The sequence below is a fragment of the Tautonia sociabilis genome, from assembly GCF_003977685.1.
In the GTDB taxonomy this organism is placed as follows: domain Bacteria; phylum Planctomycetota; class Planctomycetia; order Isosphaerales; family Isosphaeraceae; genus Tautonia; species Tautonia sociabilis.
Window position 1 is genome coordinate 52,029 of record NZ_RYZH01000015.1, and the last position, 14,992, is coordinate 67,020.

9 protein-coding genes are annotated in these 14,992 nt (G+C 70.4%); 5 read left to right on the plus strand and 4 right to left on the minus strand.

Going from position 1 to position 14,992, the window contains the following annotated elements; genetic code table 11:
* Positions 1-3: 3 nt before the first annotated feature.
* A complete protein-coding gene (locus TsocGM_RS09560) occupies positions 4-1,680 on the minus strand; it encodes a VTT domain-containing protein (RefSeq protein WP_126725082.1) in 1,677 nt (558 codons plus the stop codon).
* A 381-nt stretch (positions 1,681-2,061) separates the two neighbouring features.
* Between TsocGM_RS09560 and TsocGM_RS09565 the strand changes: the two genes are divergently transcribed.
* The 5 genes from TsocGM_RS09565 (at position 2,062) to TsocGM_RS09585 (ending at position 7,878) form a co-directional block, all read left to right on the plus strand.
* Complete coding sequence (locus TsocGM_RS09565; RefSeq protein ID WP_126725083.1) at positions 2,062-2,496, plus strand: hypothetical protein; 435 nt, start codon at positions 2,062-2,064, stop codon at positions 2,494-2,496.
* Between the two features lie 177 nt (positions 2,497-2,673).
* Positions 2,674-3,603 (plus strand): MNIO family bufferin maturase, encoded by a 930-nt coding sequence (gene bufB, locus TsocGM_RS09570; RefSeq protein WP_126725084.1) that lies wholly within the window; start codon positions 2,674-2,676, stop codon positions 3,601-3,603.
* Between the two features lie 55 nt (positions 3,604-3,658).
* Positions 3,659-4,534 carry an HvfC/BufC N-terminal domain-containing protein gene (locus TsocGM_RS09575; protein WP_158633457.1) on the plus strand — a complete coding sequence of 292 codons (876 nt, stop codon included), beginning with the start codon at positions 3,659-3,661 and terminating at the stop codon, positions 4,532-4,534.
* A 33-nt stretch (positions 4,535-4,567) separates the two neighbouring features.
* Positions 4,568-5,365, plus strand: a complete 798-nt coding sequence (locus tag TsocGM_RS09580; RefSeq protein WP_126725086.1) for a PP2C family protein-serine/threonine phosphatase — start codon at positions 4,568-4,570, stop codon at positions 5,363-5,365.
* A 14-nt stretch (positions 5,366-5,379) separates the two neighbouring features.
* Positions 5,380-7,878, plus strand: coding sequence for a DUF255 domain-containing protein (locus TsocGM_RS09585; RefSeq protein WP_233578674.1), 2,499 nt, complete (start codon positions 5,380-5,382; stop codon positions 7,876-7,878).
* Positions 7,879-7,939: 61 nt separating this feature from the next.
* On the opposite strand, the gene TsocGM_RS09590 is transcribed toward TsocGM_RS09585, so the two are convergent.
* The 3 genes from TsocGM_RS09590 to TsocGM_RS09600 all read right to left on the minus strand — a co-directional run bounded on the left by TsocGM_RS09590 (position 7,940) and on the right by TsocGM_RS09600 (position 14,742).
* Positions 7,940-9,691, minus strand: coding sequence for a TolC family protein (locus tag TsocGM_RS09590; protein WP_158633458.1), 1,752 nt, complete (start codon positions 9,689-9,691; stop codon positions 7,940-7,942).
* 353 nt (positions 9,692-10,044) lie between these two features.
* Positions 10,045-11,436: an efflux RND transporter periplasmic adaptor subunit gene (locus TsocGM_RS09595; protein ID WP_126725088.1), complete on the minus strand. Its 1,392-nt coding sequence runs from the start codon at positions 11,434-11,436 to the stop codon at positions 10,045-10,047.
* Positions 11,437-11,484: 48 nt separating this feature from the next.
* Complete coding sequence (locus TsocGM_RS09600; protein WP_158633459.1) at positions 11,485-14,742, minus strand: efflux RND transporter permease subunit; 3,258 nt, start codon at positions 14,740-14,742, stop codon at positions 11,485-11,487.
* Positions 14,743-14,992: the final 250 nt, after the last annotated feature.

Here is a 14,992-nt window from a genome sequence, read left to right on the forward strand (position 1 = left end):
CCGTCACCGCGCCCCCTCCGCGTTCTCGATCCCGTTGAGCGACCAGTCATAGTCGAGCCAGCGGACGGCCGGCGCGCGGCCGGCCGCGATCAGGCGGGCGAGGTCGGCCCGGTATCGCGCCGCGAAGGACAGTACCGACCCGGCCACCTGCTCGAAGTCGCCCCCGTACCACTTGTAGAGGCTCGTCAGCCAGACCGTGCGCCCGCCCGGGGCGAGCCGGAACCAGCGGTCGTGCGTGTGCACGTAGCGGGCCTGGTCCTCGAGCTGCTGCTCCAGCCGGCCGGCGGTGTAGGCCTCGCGCCGCAATGGCGGGCAACCGACCGCGGCACAGACCAGCGCGAAGTGGATGCGCGGCTCCCGGAATTTGGGCCGGATCTGCTCGTGCTCGATCTGGTTGAGGCTCCAGGTGTGGGTACCGACGCGCCAGCGTACCGCATCCCAGCGTTTGTCGGCCGGGATCGACTTGATCGAGTCGATCGGGTAAAGCTCCAGGATGAGCCGGAGCGTGAACGCGTTGTACGCGTTGATCAGCAACGCCAGCTTCTCGTCGCGGCCCATCGCGTCGAACGGCGCCCGGGCGAGCCGGGCGAGGTAGGCATCCAGCTGACCGATATCCCGGGCGAGGCCGCGGTAATCGACCCAACCACCCTCCCGGACGTGGGCCTTGAGCAGCTCGTCGAATGTCGAGTGATCGAACGTGGGCCCCGACGGCTTGGGCCGGTAGGCCTCGCGCAGCTCCACCTCGGAGGGGCCCCCGATCCGCGCCAGCGCCCGCCTGATCAGCTCGGGGTTAAGCTCGGCCGCGACGGCGGTGCCCAGGCTGAGGATCGCGGCGAGGGCGAGGGCCGTCGCACCCCACGGCCACCCGGCCGCCCGCGCCCGCCCGGACCGACCCACATCGTCCCGCTCACGATCATCCTGTGAGTCGAGATCCGTCTGCTCGCGCATCGCCCGGCGCGCCAGGCGCGTCACGTAGACCGTCACGACGACCGTCGCGACGAGGCCGACGACGATCATCGCCCACTCCGCCGGGGACCGGGACGCCCCGCCGCCGGCCGTGGCCTCGAGGCCCGCACGCCCGACGTGGCCGAGGTAGACGTAGAGGAACGTCCCGGGCAGCATCGCCACCCAGCTCGCCAGCACGCACGGCCAGAAGCGGATGCTCGTCAGCCCGTAGAGGTAGTTCTGCAGGTTGAAGGGCACCGCGGGGGAGAGCCGCAAGAGCGCGACGATCTTCCAGCCGCCCTCCCCGATGGCGCGGTCGATCGCATTGAACCGGGGATTGCGTCGAACGCGCCGGGCGACCGCGTCGCGCGCCACGTAGCGGGCGATGAGGAAGGCCAAGGCCGCCCCGACGTTCGAGGCCACCGACACGGTGATCGTGCCGACCACGAGCCCGAACAGCGCGCCGGCGGCGAGCGTCAACGCCGAGCCGGGCACCATCAAGACGACCGCGACCGCGTAGACGAGCCCGAAAACGACCGGCCCCCATGGCCCGAGGCCGGCGACCCAGCCGCCGATCGCATCGAGCAGGGCCCCGAGCGGCAACCGGCGTGCCAGCAGCAGCAGGCTGAGCGCGATCGCGCCGAGCGAGACGAGCTTCACGACGGGCGCGGCCCGCCGTGCCCGGTCGGCCCATCCGGCCGACCGCGGCGAATTGAGCGAAATGTCGATCTCCATCGTCTCCTTCCGATTGGGACCCAACCTCACGGGCCCCCGGGACGCGATGCCCCCGACCCGCCGCAACATCATCGTCGAATTCTCCGGGCGGCTCTGTAACGGGGCTCACAGAACGCCGCGCGATCCGCGGCGATGCTAGAAGGGCTCCCAGGAGGCGGCTTGCGGCAGGGAGATGAACAACCGCAGCCGACCGGGGGAGATATACCGTGGCCGGGAATGAATAAAACCAGCCGTTCTCGACATTCCCAATGAGGGGAGTAGCCCCTCGAGCACTGCTCGAATCATCGACGAACGGTCCGGCGAAGTGACCGAAGCGGGAACGCCGCCGGGCGTGCGGCGGCACCGGCCGCGGATGCGAGGCACCAAGCGAGAGGAGATCCCATGTCAGATCGCGAACTGAGCCGCCGCGACTTCTCCCGGCTGACCATGGCGGCCTTCGGCGGGCTGGTGGCCGGGGCCGCCCGCGCCGCCGGCGTCCAGGACGAGGACACGAACCCGCGACTCCTGCTCGAGGAGCCGCACGTCTGCCGCGGCCTGAACACCTGCAAGGGCAAGGGCAAGGGCGGCGAGAACGACTGCGCCGGCATGGGCACCTGCGCCACGGCGGAGCCGCACTCCTGCCAGGGCATGAACGAGTGCAAGGGCCAGGGCGGCTGCGGCGAGAAGCCCGGCATGAACACCTGCGAGGGCAAGGGCGCCTGCGCCGTCCCGATCACGGAGGACAAGACCTGGGAGAAGGCCCGCAAGAAGTTCGAGGAGCTGATGAAGGCCGAGGGCAAGGAGGTCGGCCCGGCCCCCCCGAAGCCGAAGTCCTGACCCGGCCCGGCTCCGCCCGGAGCCGATCGGCCCGAAATTGGCCGGCCGGGGCGATGTCCCGGCCGGCCCCCTCCGCCCCCGGCGGTCGATCGGGGCGACGGTCGGGATACGACCGCGTCACGGATGGATCACCGATCGCGCCCCGCCCCGCACCTTTGACCCCCATAGGATCGCCCCATGACCCGCCCCCGCCTCGGACACGACAACCTCGGACTGGGCGTCGGCCTGCGGACCGTCCACTTCCCCTACATCCTCGAGCACCACCCCGCGGTCGACTGGTTCGAGATCATCTCCGAGAACTTCATGGACTCGGGAGGCCGGCCGCGGTACGTCCTCGACCAGCTGGCCGAGCGCTACCGCATCGTGATGCACGGCGTCTCGCTGTCGATCGGCAGCACCGACCCGCTCGACCGGGAGTACCTCGGCAAGCTGAAGCGGCTGGCCGACGGCGTCACGGCGCACTGGGTCTCCGACCACCTCTGCTGGACCGGGGTGGCGGGCCGCAACACGCACGACCTGCTGCCCGTCCCGCTCAACGAGCGGACGCTCGCCCACGTCGTCGACCGGGTCCGGGTCGTCCAGGACATCCTGGAGCGCCCGCTGGTCCTGGAGAATCCGAGCAGCTACGTCACCTTCGCCGCCTCGACGATGCCCGAGTGGGAGTTCCTCGCCCGGATGGCCGAGGAGGCCGACTGCGGGCTGCTGCTCGACGTCAACAACGTCTACGTCTCCAGCGTCAACCACGACTTCGACCCGGTCGAGTACATCCGGGCGGTCCCCCACGAGCGGGTCGTCCAGTTCCACCTGGCGGGCCACACCGACTGCGGGACCCACATCGTCGACACCCACGACGGCGAGGTCGTCGACCCGGTCTGGGAACTGTATCGCCTGGCGCATCAACTCACCGGAGGCGTCTCGACCCTGCTGGAGTGGGACGCCAAGATACCCCCGTTCCCCGCGGTGCACGCGGAGGTGCTCAAGGCCCGCGACTACATGGCCGCGGAACTGCCCACCCGCCCGGCCGCGACGGACCACGTCTCGAAGCGACTCGCGGGCGATGAGGCGGTGCCCCATCCCCTGGCCCATACCGTCGTGGAAGTCTCCTGAACGCCGGGCGGCCCGCACAAGCTACCGGTCGTCGAAACCGCGAGAGGGGCGACGCATGATCAAGGATTCGCTGGCACTCGACCGGCTCCAGCACTGGATGCAGGCCGTCATCACCCATCCCGGCGGCGTCCTCGCGGGGATGGGCGCCGAGGAGGCCCGGCGGCACATCGACGTCGACGGAGACCGGGTCGAGGAGGTCATCACGCGATCGAGGGCCCTGGGCAGCGTCGATCGCCTGGAGGTCTACGCCAGGGCCTATTACGCCCGCCTGATCGAGTGCCTCCGGGCAGAATTCCCCGTCCTGATCCGGGCCATCGGCGAGGACCTCTTCGACGAGTTCGCCGTCGGTTATCTGATACACTACCCCTCGCGCAGCTACACGCTGAACCGCCTGGGGGCGCACCTCGCGCGCCACCTGGACGAGACCCGCCCCCCGGACGAGGGGTGGGCGGCGTTGCTCGTCGACCTGGCCGCCCTGGAGTGGGCGATCGGCGAGGTCTACGACGGGCCGGGCGTCGAGGGGCAGCGGCTCCTCGACGCCGCCGACTTGCTGGTCGTGCCCGCCGATCGCTGGCCGGAGGTCCGCCTCGAGGCCGCGCCCTGCCTGCGGACGCTGGCGCTGAGCCACCCTGTCGGGGCCTACTACACGGCCCTGCGTCGGGGCGAGGACGCGACGCCGCCAGGGCCGGCCGAATCGTTCCTCGCCCTGACCCGGCGGGACTTCGTGGTGCGGCTCCACGAGCTGTCCCGGCCGCAATACCACCTGCTGAACGCCCTGATGGGGGGCCAGCCGCTCGGCCCGGCCATCGGCGCGGCGATGGAGGCGGATGCGGTCGCCCCGGACCGACTCGTCGCGGACCTGCGGCGATGGTTCCACGATTGGGCGGCGGCCGGCTTCTTCCGGGCGATCGCGTCCCCCCGGCGAGCCTGACGGCGCCCGCGGCCGAGGCAGAGGCACCCCGCGATGATCCCATCTCCCGTCACGCAGCACGAGTCGAGGCCCGAGGGGGCGGCGCGGGCGTTTGGATGCCCCTGGAGGAAGCACCTCGAGCTCGCGGCGCTGATCCACGAGAGCCTGCTGCCGCGGCCCGTCCGCCACCCCCGCATCGAGATCGACGTCCGCTACCGGCCGATGGAGTGGGTCGGCGGCGATGACTGCCAGATCGTCTTCCCCGACGAGGCGTCCTGCTACCTGACCATCTACGACGTGGTCGGCCACGGCCTCGGCCCCGCCCTGCTGGCAACCCGCATCAGCGCCGAGGTGCGCGGCCTGATCGCCGGCCGCCTCCGGCCCGAGGAGATGGTCGAGCGGCTTGAGGGCTTCTTCTGGCGGTATTTCTCCGGGACCGAGCTGCAACTGAGCTTCTTCGCCGCCCACCTCGACCTCGACCAGCGGCGGCTCACCTACAGCGGCGCCGGCCATCCGGCCCCGTTGCTCATGCGCCGCAGCCCGGGACGAATCGAGCAGCTAGCGAGCCAGAACCTCCTGATCGGGGTCCGCGAGGGCGGGCTCGGGCGACCGATCCAGGGCGAGCTGGACTATGCCCCCGGCGAGCGCCTGCTGCTCTTCACCGACGGCCTGACGGAGACGGCGAACCCGGACGGGGAGCTGCTCGGCGAGGCGGGCCTGATCCGCCTCGCCTCCGTCACATGTGCCGGCAGCGTCTTCGACGTGGGGGCCTGCATCGCCCGGCAGATCGAGGCCTTCCGGGTGGGGCCCCCGCAGGACGACGTGACCCTGATCCTCGCCGAGATGAAATGAAATAAGGTTCCCCCATGAATCGATGGAAATGGCGCTCGATCGGCTTCGCCTCACTCGCCCTCGCCCTCGCCCTCGTCGCCGGCCTCTGGATGGCGACCTCCGGCGGCCCGGTCGGCCTCGGCGCGTCCGACGAGCCCAGGGCCGCCGAGGCCGATGAGCGGCCGACGAACCGACTGGCGGAGGAGACGAGCCCCTACCTGCTCCAGCACGCGCACAACCCGGTCGACTGGTATCCCTGGGGTCCGGAGGCCTTCGCGAAGGCGAAGGCCGAGGGCAAGCCGATCTTCCTGTCGATCGGCTACAGTTCCTGCTACTGGTGCCACGTCATGGAGCGCGAGAGCTTCGAGGACGAAGAGATCGCCTCCTACATGAACGAGCACTTCGTCAATATCAAGGTCGACCGCGAGGAGCGGCCCGACGTCGATCAGATCTACATGACCGCCGTCCAGGCCATCACCGGCAGCGGCGGCTGGCCGATGTCGGTGTTCCTCACGCCCGACGGCCGTCCCTTCTTCGGCGGCACGTACTTCCCGCCGGAACCGCGCCGCGGCATGCCCGGCTTCCCCCAGATCCTCGCGGCCGTGGCCACGGCCTGGCGGGAACAGCGGGACGCGATCGAGCGGGACGCCGACCGGCTCACCGGAATCGTCCGGCGCTCGATGGCCAACGCGGCCGGGGACACGGTCCCCCTTTCACGATCGATGGCCGACGACGGCGTGGCCGCCCTAGCCGGGCGCTTCGACCCCGAATACGGCGGGTTCGGCTACTCCTCGAACAATCCGAATCATCCCAAGTTCCCGGAACCCTCGAACCTGATCTTCCTCCTCGATCAGCACCGGCGCGGCGAAGGCCGCGCGGAGGGGGGCCCGGGCCAAGGTGTCATCGCTCGCCAGCTCGCGGGACCAGGCCCGCTGGAGATGGTCGTCGAGACACTCGACCACATGTCCCGCGGCGGCATCCGCGACCACCTGGCCGGCGGCTACCACCGCTACAGCACCGACCGCTCCTGGGCCGTGCCGCACTTCGAGAAGATGCTCTACGACAACGCCCAGCTCGCCGCGGTGTTCGTGGAGGCGTACGAGCAGACGGGCGACGAGCGCTGGAGGCATGAGGCGGAAGCGATCTTCACCTTCGTCGCCGAGACGCTGACCGACCCCGAGGGCGGCTTCTACTCGACCCTCGACGCCGAGACCGACGGCGAGGAGGGGGCCTACTACGTCTGGTCGCGCGACCAGGTCGAGGAGGTCCTCGGCGGCGGCGAGGACCTCGAGCTGTTCGCCCGCGTCTACGGCCTGGACGGCGAGCCGAACTTCGAGGGCGAGCGGTACGTGCTGCATCTGCCGGAGCCGCTCGCGGAGCAGGCCGAGGCCCTCGGCCTCACGCCCAAGCTCCTCGAGGCCCGGCTGGGGCCGCTGCGGGCCCGGCTGCTGGAGGCGCGGCGGGTACGCGAGGCACCGCGGCTCGACGACAAGGTCCTGACCTCGTGGAACGGCCTGATGATCGCCGCCTACTCCGATGCACATCGCGTGCTCGGCGAGGAGCGTTATCGCGAGGCCGCCGAGCGGGCCGCCGACTTCCTCCTGGCGAACCTCCGGACCGACGACGGGGGCCTCCTGAGGAGTTATCGCCAGGGGCAGGCCAAGCTGGCGGCCTACCTCGACGACTATGCCTTCCTGGCCCACGGGCTCCTGCGGCTCCATGCCGCCACGGGAGACGAAGGGCGCCTGGAGCAGGCCCGGGAGCTGGTCGATCGGATGATCGCCGACTTCGCGGACACGGAGTCGGGGGGCTTCTTCTTCACAGCCGACGATCACGAGAGCCTGCTGGCGCGGCCCAAGGACCCGATCGACGGCGCCCTGCCCAGCGGCAACAGCGTCGCAATCTGCGTCCTCGTCGCCCTCGCCGAGGCCTCCGGCGAGCCGCGGTATCTCGATCAGGCGGGCCGCGCGCTGGAGGCCTTCAGCCCGATCCTCGCGCGGGCGCCGGCGGGCGTCCCCATGATGGTCGTGGGCCTGGAGGAATACCTCGATGCCCGGCCCGAGGCCGCCGCGAGGGCCGCCAAGGGAGGTGATGCCCAGACCCCCCCGGCGAATGATGAGGTGCTGACCGCCGCGGCCACCCTCCTCGATGACCCGGCGTCGATCGTCCCGGGAGGGACGTTCGAGGTCGCACTGAGCCTCGACGTCGCGCCGGGCTGGCACCTCTACGCGAACCCGTCCGGCTCGGATCTGGCGAGGCCGACGGTCGTCACGCTGGCCCCCGGTCCGGGCGCCACTCTGGCCACCGTCGAATATCCCGAGGGCGAGCCGATGGTCCTCGCAGGGAGCACCGAACCCCTGCCGGTCTACGAGGGCAAGGTCCGGCTCACGGCCCGAGTCCTGCTGGCCGAGGATGCCGACGGCGTGCCGGATCACCTGACGTTCCGGATCGACTATCAGGCGTGCAACGACCGGGCCTGCCTGGCGCCGGCGATGCTCGCCGCACCGCTCCGACTCGCAACAAGCCCGCAGTGACGCTCGCGGGCGGCGATGGGCCGATCCCGATAGGGGCCGCCAACTCGGGATCGGGCCATGCTCACCTGGCCTGTCGCCGATGGCCTTCCCGGATGTGGAGATTCGCCGGGGCGCGGAACGTCGGGGTCGGCGCGAGCAAGGGGGCCGGGCCGGGAGGTGGGGGGACCGACGGGCCGGGGAGCATCGGCGGCCGTCCCAGCGCGTGGTAGAGCCGGAACTGGGCCCGGTTGAAGGCCAGCGCGGCGTCGAGGTAGTTGAGCCGGGCCTGGGCTAGGGCCTGGATCGGCTGGAGCACCTCGATCGGCCGGGTCGCGCCGGGCAATGCGGCACCCTGGCGGATGTTGGTGAGATTCAGATCGAGCGAGCGGATGGCCTCGGGCAGCGCCTGGGCGGCCTCGTAGAGCTGCCGCTCCGCCGCGGCGCTGAGTTCGTAGGCGGCAGACACCTCCGAGGCCACCCGGTCTTGCGTCCGCATCTTGGCGAGGACCGCCTCGCGCTGCTCGGCGGCCCGGCCGCGGATGACGGCGCGGTCGCCGAGCCCGAAGTTCGTCAGGCCCCAGAAGAGGTTGATGTCTGCGTCGCTCCGGCCGTCGAAGTTGCCCCAGAAGTCGCCGGGGCCGCCGCCGAACCCACCGGCCGAGAAGCGCGTGACCAGGCTGGGGACAAACGGCCGCAGCCGGGCCTGCTTCAGGCGGTAGAGCGTGGCCTGCACCAGCGCCTGGGCCTCGGCCAGCTCGGGGCGATTGGTCAGCCCCGTGACGATCAGGTCGTCGAGCGGGACCTGCCGCTCGACCATCCGGACCACGGTCTCGGGCGGCTCGACCGGGGCGACGAGGATCCGCGGGTCGAGCCTCGTCCGGCGGACGAGCTCGGCCGAGGCGGCCCGGAGCTGGCCGGCCGCCTCTTCCAGGTTCTGACGCTGGATCTCCAGCTCGGTCAGGCTGCGGCGATAGTCCGCCTCCAGTCCCGCCCCGGCCTGGGCATAGGTCCGGGTCAGCGCGACGAGGTCCTCGGCGTTGGCGATCGCCTCGCGGGCGATCGCGACGCGGCCGGCGGCCCGCTGGAGGTCGAAGTAGGCGTCGGCCAGCTCCAGGAGGGTGTCGTTGGTGGTCGCCGCCAGGTTCGCCTGCCGGGCCTCGGCGACCTGACGCGCGGCCAGCGGCTCGAAGATGATGTCCGAGAAGCGGAGGATCGACGTCAGGCTCGACACCTGCGCCGGCCCGCCGCCGGGCGGGGGCGCCGCGACACCCTGGCCGAGCGACCCCGTGCCGCCGATGAACGCCGAGCTGCGGTTGGCCTGGAAGACGTTGCCCTCGTTGTCCTGGATCTGGCCGTCGTGCCAGACCCAGTTCGGCCCGTAGAAGATGCTGGGCAGCCACTGGACGCGGGCCAGTTGCAGCGCGGCGATCGCCCCGGCGATCCGCTGCCGGGCCATGGCGATCTCCAGGTCCCGCGCCCCGGCCAGCCGGAGGGCGCCGACCAGGTCGATCGGGTAGATCGGCCGCGGGGCCGGGGGCGCCGGCTCGATGCCGGGCGGGACCGGGCCGATCAGCGGGTTGATCTCCACCGGCGGGGGCCCATCCTCCGGGTCGATCGCGTCGGGGAGGCCGGACCCGAGGGCATCCGGCCCGCCGACACCCGGGATCGGCGAGGGGACCGTGTCCGGGACCGACGGCCCCTCGGGTCCCCCGAACTCCTGCGGGCCGGGAGGCGCCGGGACGCTCGCCGGCATGACCGGGCGAGGACCCGGCAGCACCGGCGGAGGGATCTCGTCCGCGCCGAGCGCCGCCGACGCCAGCACGCCCAGGACCATCCCTCCGGAACAGCTCCGGCGACTCCGTCGTATCCTGGCGAACATCGAGCCATCCCTCCTTGATCGGCTCCGGGAACCGACCGTCGCGATCCTTCGCGACGGCCACCGAGCGGCGTGACCGGGGGCCCTCGTCCGGCGACCGGGCCGCCGCTCATTCGGCGCAGACGGATCTACGCTCGTATATCGACGCAGTGGCGAAACAGGTTGAATCGGCCGGGGCGATCGACTCGACGCAGGCCGCATCATCCGGGCAATCGGATCGCCGGACGTGGTCCCTCTTCCGGTCCGCGGGTCGTCGGGTACGATCCGCAGACCAGCATCGAGGCGAGGCGCCCCGGGTCCGATCGTCCCGATCAACCGGCCGTCGCCTCCCCTCCGGCCTCGGCGAGGACGGGGACGACCTTCTGGCCGTCGGTGATCTGCGCGCCGCCGGCCCGGACGACCTGCTCGCCGCCGTCGAGCCCGGAGGCGACCCCGACGATGATCCCGTCCTCGTAATTGGTCGTGATCGGTCGCCTGCGGGCGGTGCCGTCGCTGACGACGTAGACGTACTTCTGCTCGCCGTCGCTGAGCAGTGCGGACGAGGGGATGACGGGGGTGTCGGAGAGCTCGTCGAGGTACACCGTCACGTAGCCGTAGTAGCCCGGCCGCAGGCGATGCCCGGGGTTCTCCAGATCGATCTCGACCCGCATCATCCGAGAGCCCAGGTTCAGGGCGGGCGAGAAGCGCGTCACCTCCCCCTCGATCGACGCGTCGGGCAGGACGTTGACGCGGTCCAAGACCGCTCGGTCGCCCAGGTCGAGCAGCCGCACCTCGGCCATGGGCAAGTCGAGGTGGATGCGGACGCGGTCGAGCCGCGTGACTGTCAGCAGCGGCTCGGCGGGACTGTTGCCCTCGGCCGACTGGATGAAGGCCCCCGTGTCGACCCAGCGACGAGTCACCTGACCGACGAAGGGTGCCCGGATCGTGGCGTACCGCAGCATCGTCTCGACGTATTCGAGGTCGGCCTGGGCGACGTCGACATTCGCCTGCGCGCTCTTCCGATCCGCGTGGGCCTTGGCCAGGCTGGCCTTCGCCGAGTCGACCTGCGTCTTGGCGGTCCGGATGCTTGCCTCGACCGACTTCAACTCGGCCTCGGCCGCGGCGAGCCGGAACCTCGACTCGTCGACCAGGTCGCGCCGCGCGGCGCTCTGCTCGACGAGGTTCTGGTAGCGCCGGTATTCGGCCTGGCGGAAGCCGACGAGCGCCTCCTTCGCGGCCCGGTCGGCCTTCGCCTCGTCGAGGGCGGCCTCGGCGTTGGCGACCAGGGCCTCGGTCTGGCGCACGGCCGCCTCCGCCTGGACGACGTCGGCCCGTGCCTGCTCGAGCTGGGCCCGGCGTCGTTGGAGGTCCTTGTGCATCTCGGGGACGTGGAGCCGGGCCAGCTCCTGCCCCTTCGTGACCTCGTCGCCGATGTCGACGTGGATCTCCTCCAGGTAGCCGCCGACCTTCGCGTAGAGTTCGGCCGTCTCGTAGCCCTCGACCGTGCCGGGCATCTCGATCGTCCGGGCGAGGTCGCGCTGCTCGACCCGGACAGTCTCGATCCGCGGGACGTCCTCGCCAGCGGTCGCCCCTGTTTCCCGGGTGATCGGGTCGGCCGAGCTGGCATGGCCGCAGCCAGCGGCGACGAGAGCCGACAGGCCCGAGGCGATCAGGGCGGCGCCGATTCCTCGGGACCGATTCGCGATTCGTTCCGCAGGACTCATCTCTCGTCCTCCTCGATGGCTTCGATCCGGTGCGCGGGGCGCACGAACTCAGGCGAGGGCCGGCTCTACCACCCGGGCGGGGCGGGGACGCTTCAGCATCACGTACAGGCACGGCACGACCAGCAGCGACAGCACGGTCGCCCCCAGCACGCCGCCGATGATGGCGCGGGCCAGCGGGATGTTCGCCTCGCCGCCGCCGAAGCCGATGGCCATTGGCAGCAGCGCCAGCCAGGTGGTCATTGAGGTCATCAGGATCGGCCGCAGCCGCACCTTCGAGGCGTCGATGATCGCCTCGCGGACGCCCAGGCCCTCGCCGAGCCGGTGGTTGGCGAAGTCCACCAGGACGATTGAGTACTCCACCACGATCCCGACCATCATGATGATGCCCATGAAGGCCATGATCGACAGGTTCGTCCCGGTCAGCCACAGCAGCGCCACGACGCCGACGAACCCCAGCGGCACGGTCAGCAGGATGATGAACGGGTCCAGGAAGCTGCGGAACTGGGCGACCATCACCAGGTAGACCAGGGCGATGGCGATCAGGAGCCCCTGGCCGAACTGCGCGAACGACTCGCGCATGCTGCGGACCTCGCCCTGCATCTCCATCGAGTACCCCCGGCCCTCGTAGGCGCCGGCCACGTCGTAGACCTGGCCCCGCTCGGTCTGCAGGGAGACCAGGGCCAACTCCGGGTCGGCCTCCAGGCGGCGTTCGATCGCGGCGACGACCGAGCCGACGTCGAAGCCGGGGAGGACGTTGGCGTAGACGTCCGTGGCCCGGGTGATGTTGCGGTGGTTGATCACCGCCGGGCCCGTCGTCTGCTCGATCTCGGCGACGTTGCGCAGCAGGGTCGGGCGCTGCGTCCCGGGGCCGGTGATCGGGATGTTGCGGAGCGTGTTCAGCGAGTCGATGTCCTCCTCGCGGTACTGCACGCCCATGAAGTAGTGGTTGCCGTTGCTCTCGTCGATCCAGAAGGCCGGCTCGAAGTTGATCGAGCTGTTGGTGGCGCTGACGAGGTTCTTCATCACGTTGTCGACCGTCACCCCCTGGTAGGTCGCCAGCGTGCGGTCCATCTCGACGTTGAGCACCGGGTAGTCCATCCGCTGGGCGACCCGCACGTCGGCCGTGCCGGGAACCTCCTCGGCCCGCTCCTTGACGAGGTGGGCGATCTCCTGGGCGGTGTGCAAGTCCGACCCGGTGATCTGGAAGTGGATCGGCGACGGCTCGCCCATGTTCAGGGCCGCGGTCATCATGCCGCCGGTGTCGAAGGCGAACTCGACGCTGGGGAACTTCTCCTCCAGCTCCCGGCGCAGCTCGGTGACCAGCCCGAAGACGCCGGGCTTGCCGGCCTTGTCCTTGAGCTGCACGAGCATGAAGGCGTCCATCACGCCGGTGTTCGGCGTGTAGGCCGCCGGCCAGTCCATCAGGACACCGATGTTGGAGATCAGCATTTGAAGCTTGGACTCGGGATGCGATTCCTCGCCGATGCCGAAGCCGGGGTCGGGCTCGCCGAGCCGGTCGACGATCGCCGCCTCGATCCCCGCGATCGTCTCCTCGGTCCGCTCGATCCGCGTCCCCGACGGCAGGCGGACGTACATGGTGAACTGCCCGGCGTCGACGGGGGGGAAGAGCTCCTGGCCGAGGCCCAGCAACAGGAGCACCGAACCACCGAACAGGGCGAACGCCGCCAGCGCGACCCCGTAGCGGACCCGGACGAGCCCCCTCAGGAGCCGATCGTAGGCCCGGAGCACGAACCCCTCACGGCCCGACGACGACCCGCCGTGGCCGCCGGCATCCCGCGCGGCCTCGCCCAGCTTCATGAAGCTGGCGCAATAGGCCGGGACCAGCGTCATCGACAGCACGAACGAGGCGATGATCGCCACGCAGGCGGCCACCGCCAGCGGCGTGAAGAGGAACTTGGCGATGCCGGACAGATAGACGATCGGGAAGAAGACGACGCAGAACGTGACGGTCGAGACGAAGATCGGCATCGCCACCTCGCCGGCGCCGTCCAGGGCCGCCTGCACCGGCGGCTTGCCCATCTGCGCGTGGCGGACGACGTTCTCCAGCACCACGATCGACTGGTCGACCAGGATGCCCACGGCCAGGGCCAGCCCGCCGAGGGTCATCGCGTTGATCGTGTCGCCCGTGTAGAACAGGCCGATGATCGCCGCGAGGATCGACAGCGGGATCGCCAGGAAGATCACCAATGACGACCGGAAGCTGCGGAGGAAGACCAGCACGACCAACCCGGCCAGCACGGCCCCCAAGCCGGCGGCGACCTGCAGCCCGGTGATGCTCTGTCGGACGCCGATCGACTGGTCCATCACGACGCTCAGCACCAGGCTCTGCATCTTCGGGTCGTCGGAGTTCATCTCCTTCAGGCGGTTGAGGATGCGGTCCAGCCGGTCCTTGATCGCGTCGACGATCTCGATGGTGTTGGCGCCCGGCTGGCGGTAGATCGGGATGTAGACCTGGCGGGCGCCGTTGATCCGCACGGCGTTGGTCTGGATCTGGCCGGCGTCCTGCACCTCGCCGACGTCGCGCATCAGGACCATGGCACCGTCGACGACCTTGATCGGCGTCTGGTTGATCTTCTCGACCGTGTCGGGCAGGGCGTTGGTGAAGATCTGGAAGTCGACCTCGCCCATCTTGGCGTTGCCGGCCGGGATGAGCACGTTCTGCTCCAGCAGCGCCTTCTGCACGTCCATCAAGGACAGCCCGCGCGCCTCCAGCTTCTCCCGATCGACGTAGGCCAGGATGCGCCGCAGCTTGCCGCCGTAGACGGCCGGGGCGATGACGCCCTGAATCGCCTGGAGGCGGTTGCGCAGCTCGAAGTAGGCGATGTCGTAGAGCTCCTTCTCGTTCATCTCCGTGCTGGAGACGGTCACCAGGCAGAGCGGCACCGAGGCCGTCGGGTCGAAGGGCATGACCATCGGCGGGATGGTCCCCGGCGGCAGGTAGTACATGTCGCTGACCGCGTAGCTCGTGACCTGGCTCATCGCCGAGTCCATCGAGATGTCTTCGCGGAAGAAGTTCTTGACGATGCTGACGCCAAGCATCGCCTTGGCCTCCTGGTGGTCGATGCCGACCGACTGGCCGGTCCAGCGCTCGAGCCGGCTCATGATGTCGCGCTCCATCACCTCCGGCGGCATGCCGGGGTAGAACGTGACGATCTGCACGGCCGGGGTCTTGAAGATCGGCAGCAGGTCGGCCGGGATCTTCTGATACGACGTCACGCCCACGACCAGGACGGCCAGGGCCATGACGACGACCAGATAAGGATTCTTGAGAGCAGTACGAATCATGAATGTCTCCGATGATTCCGACCGAGCGTGGCGCCGCAGGCCGCGACGCCGACGACGAGCATCTGATGACGGGCCGGTGACGTCCGCTGGTCGAGGCCGGCTCCCGAGGGGACGCGGCCCCACGGCTCCGGCGACTCCGGCTCGGCTCCCGCGATCGGTGCCGACGAGTGTTCCATCACTTATCTCCGATGATCGCGGGCCGCGATTCGTCGGCCACCCTTCGTGCGACCCGCGTGAGCTTCGTGCCATC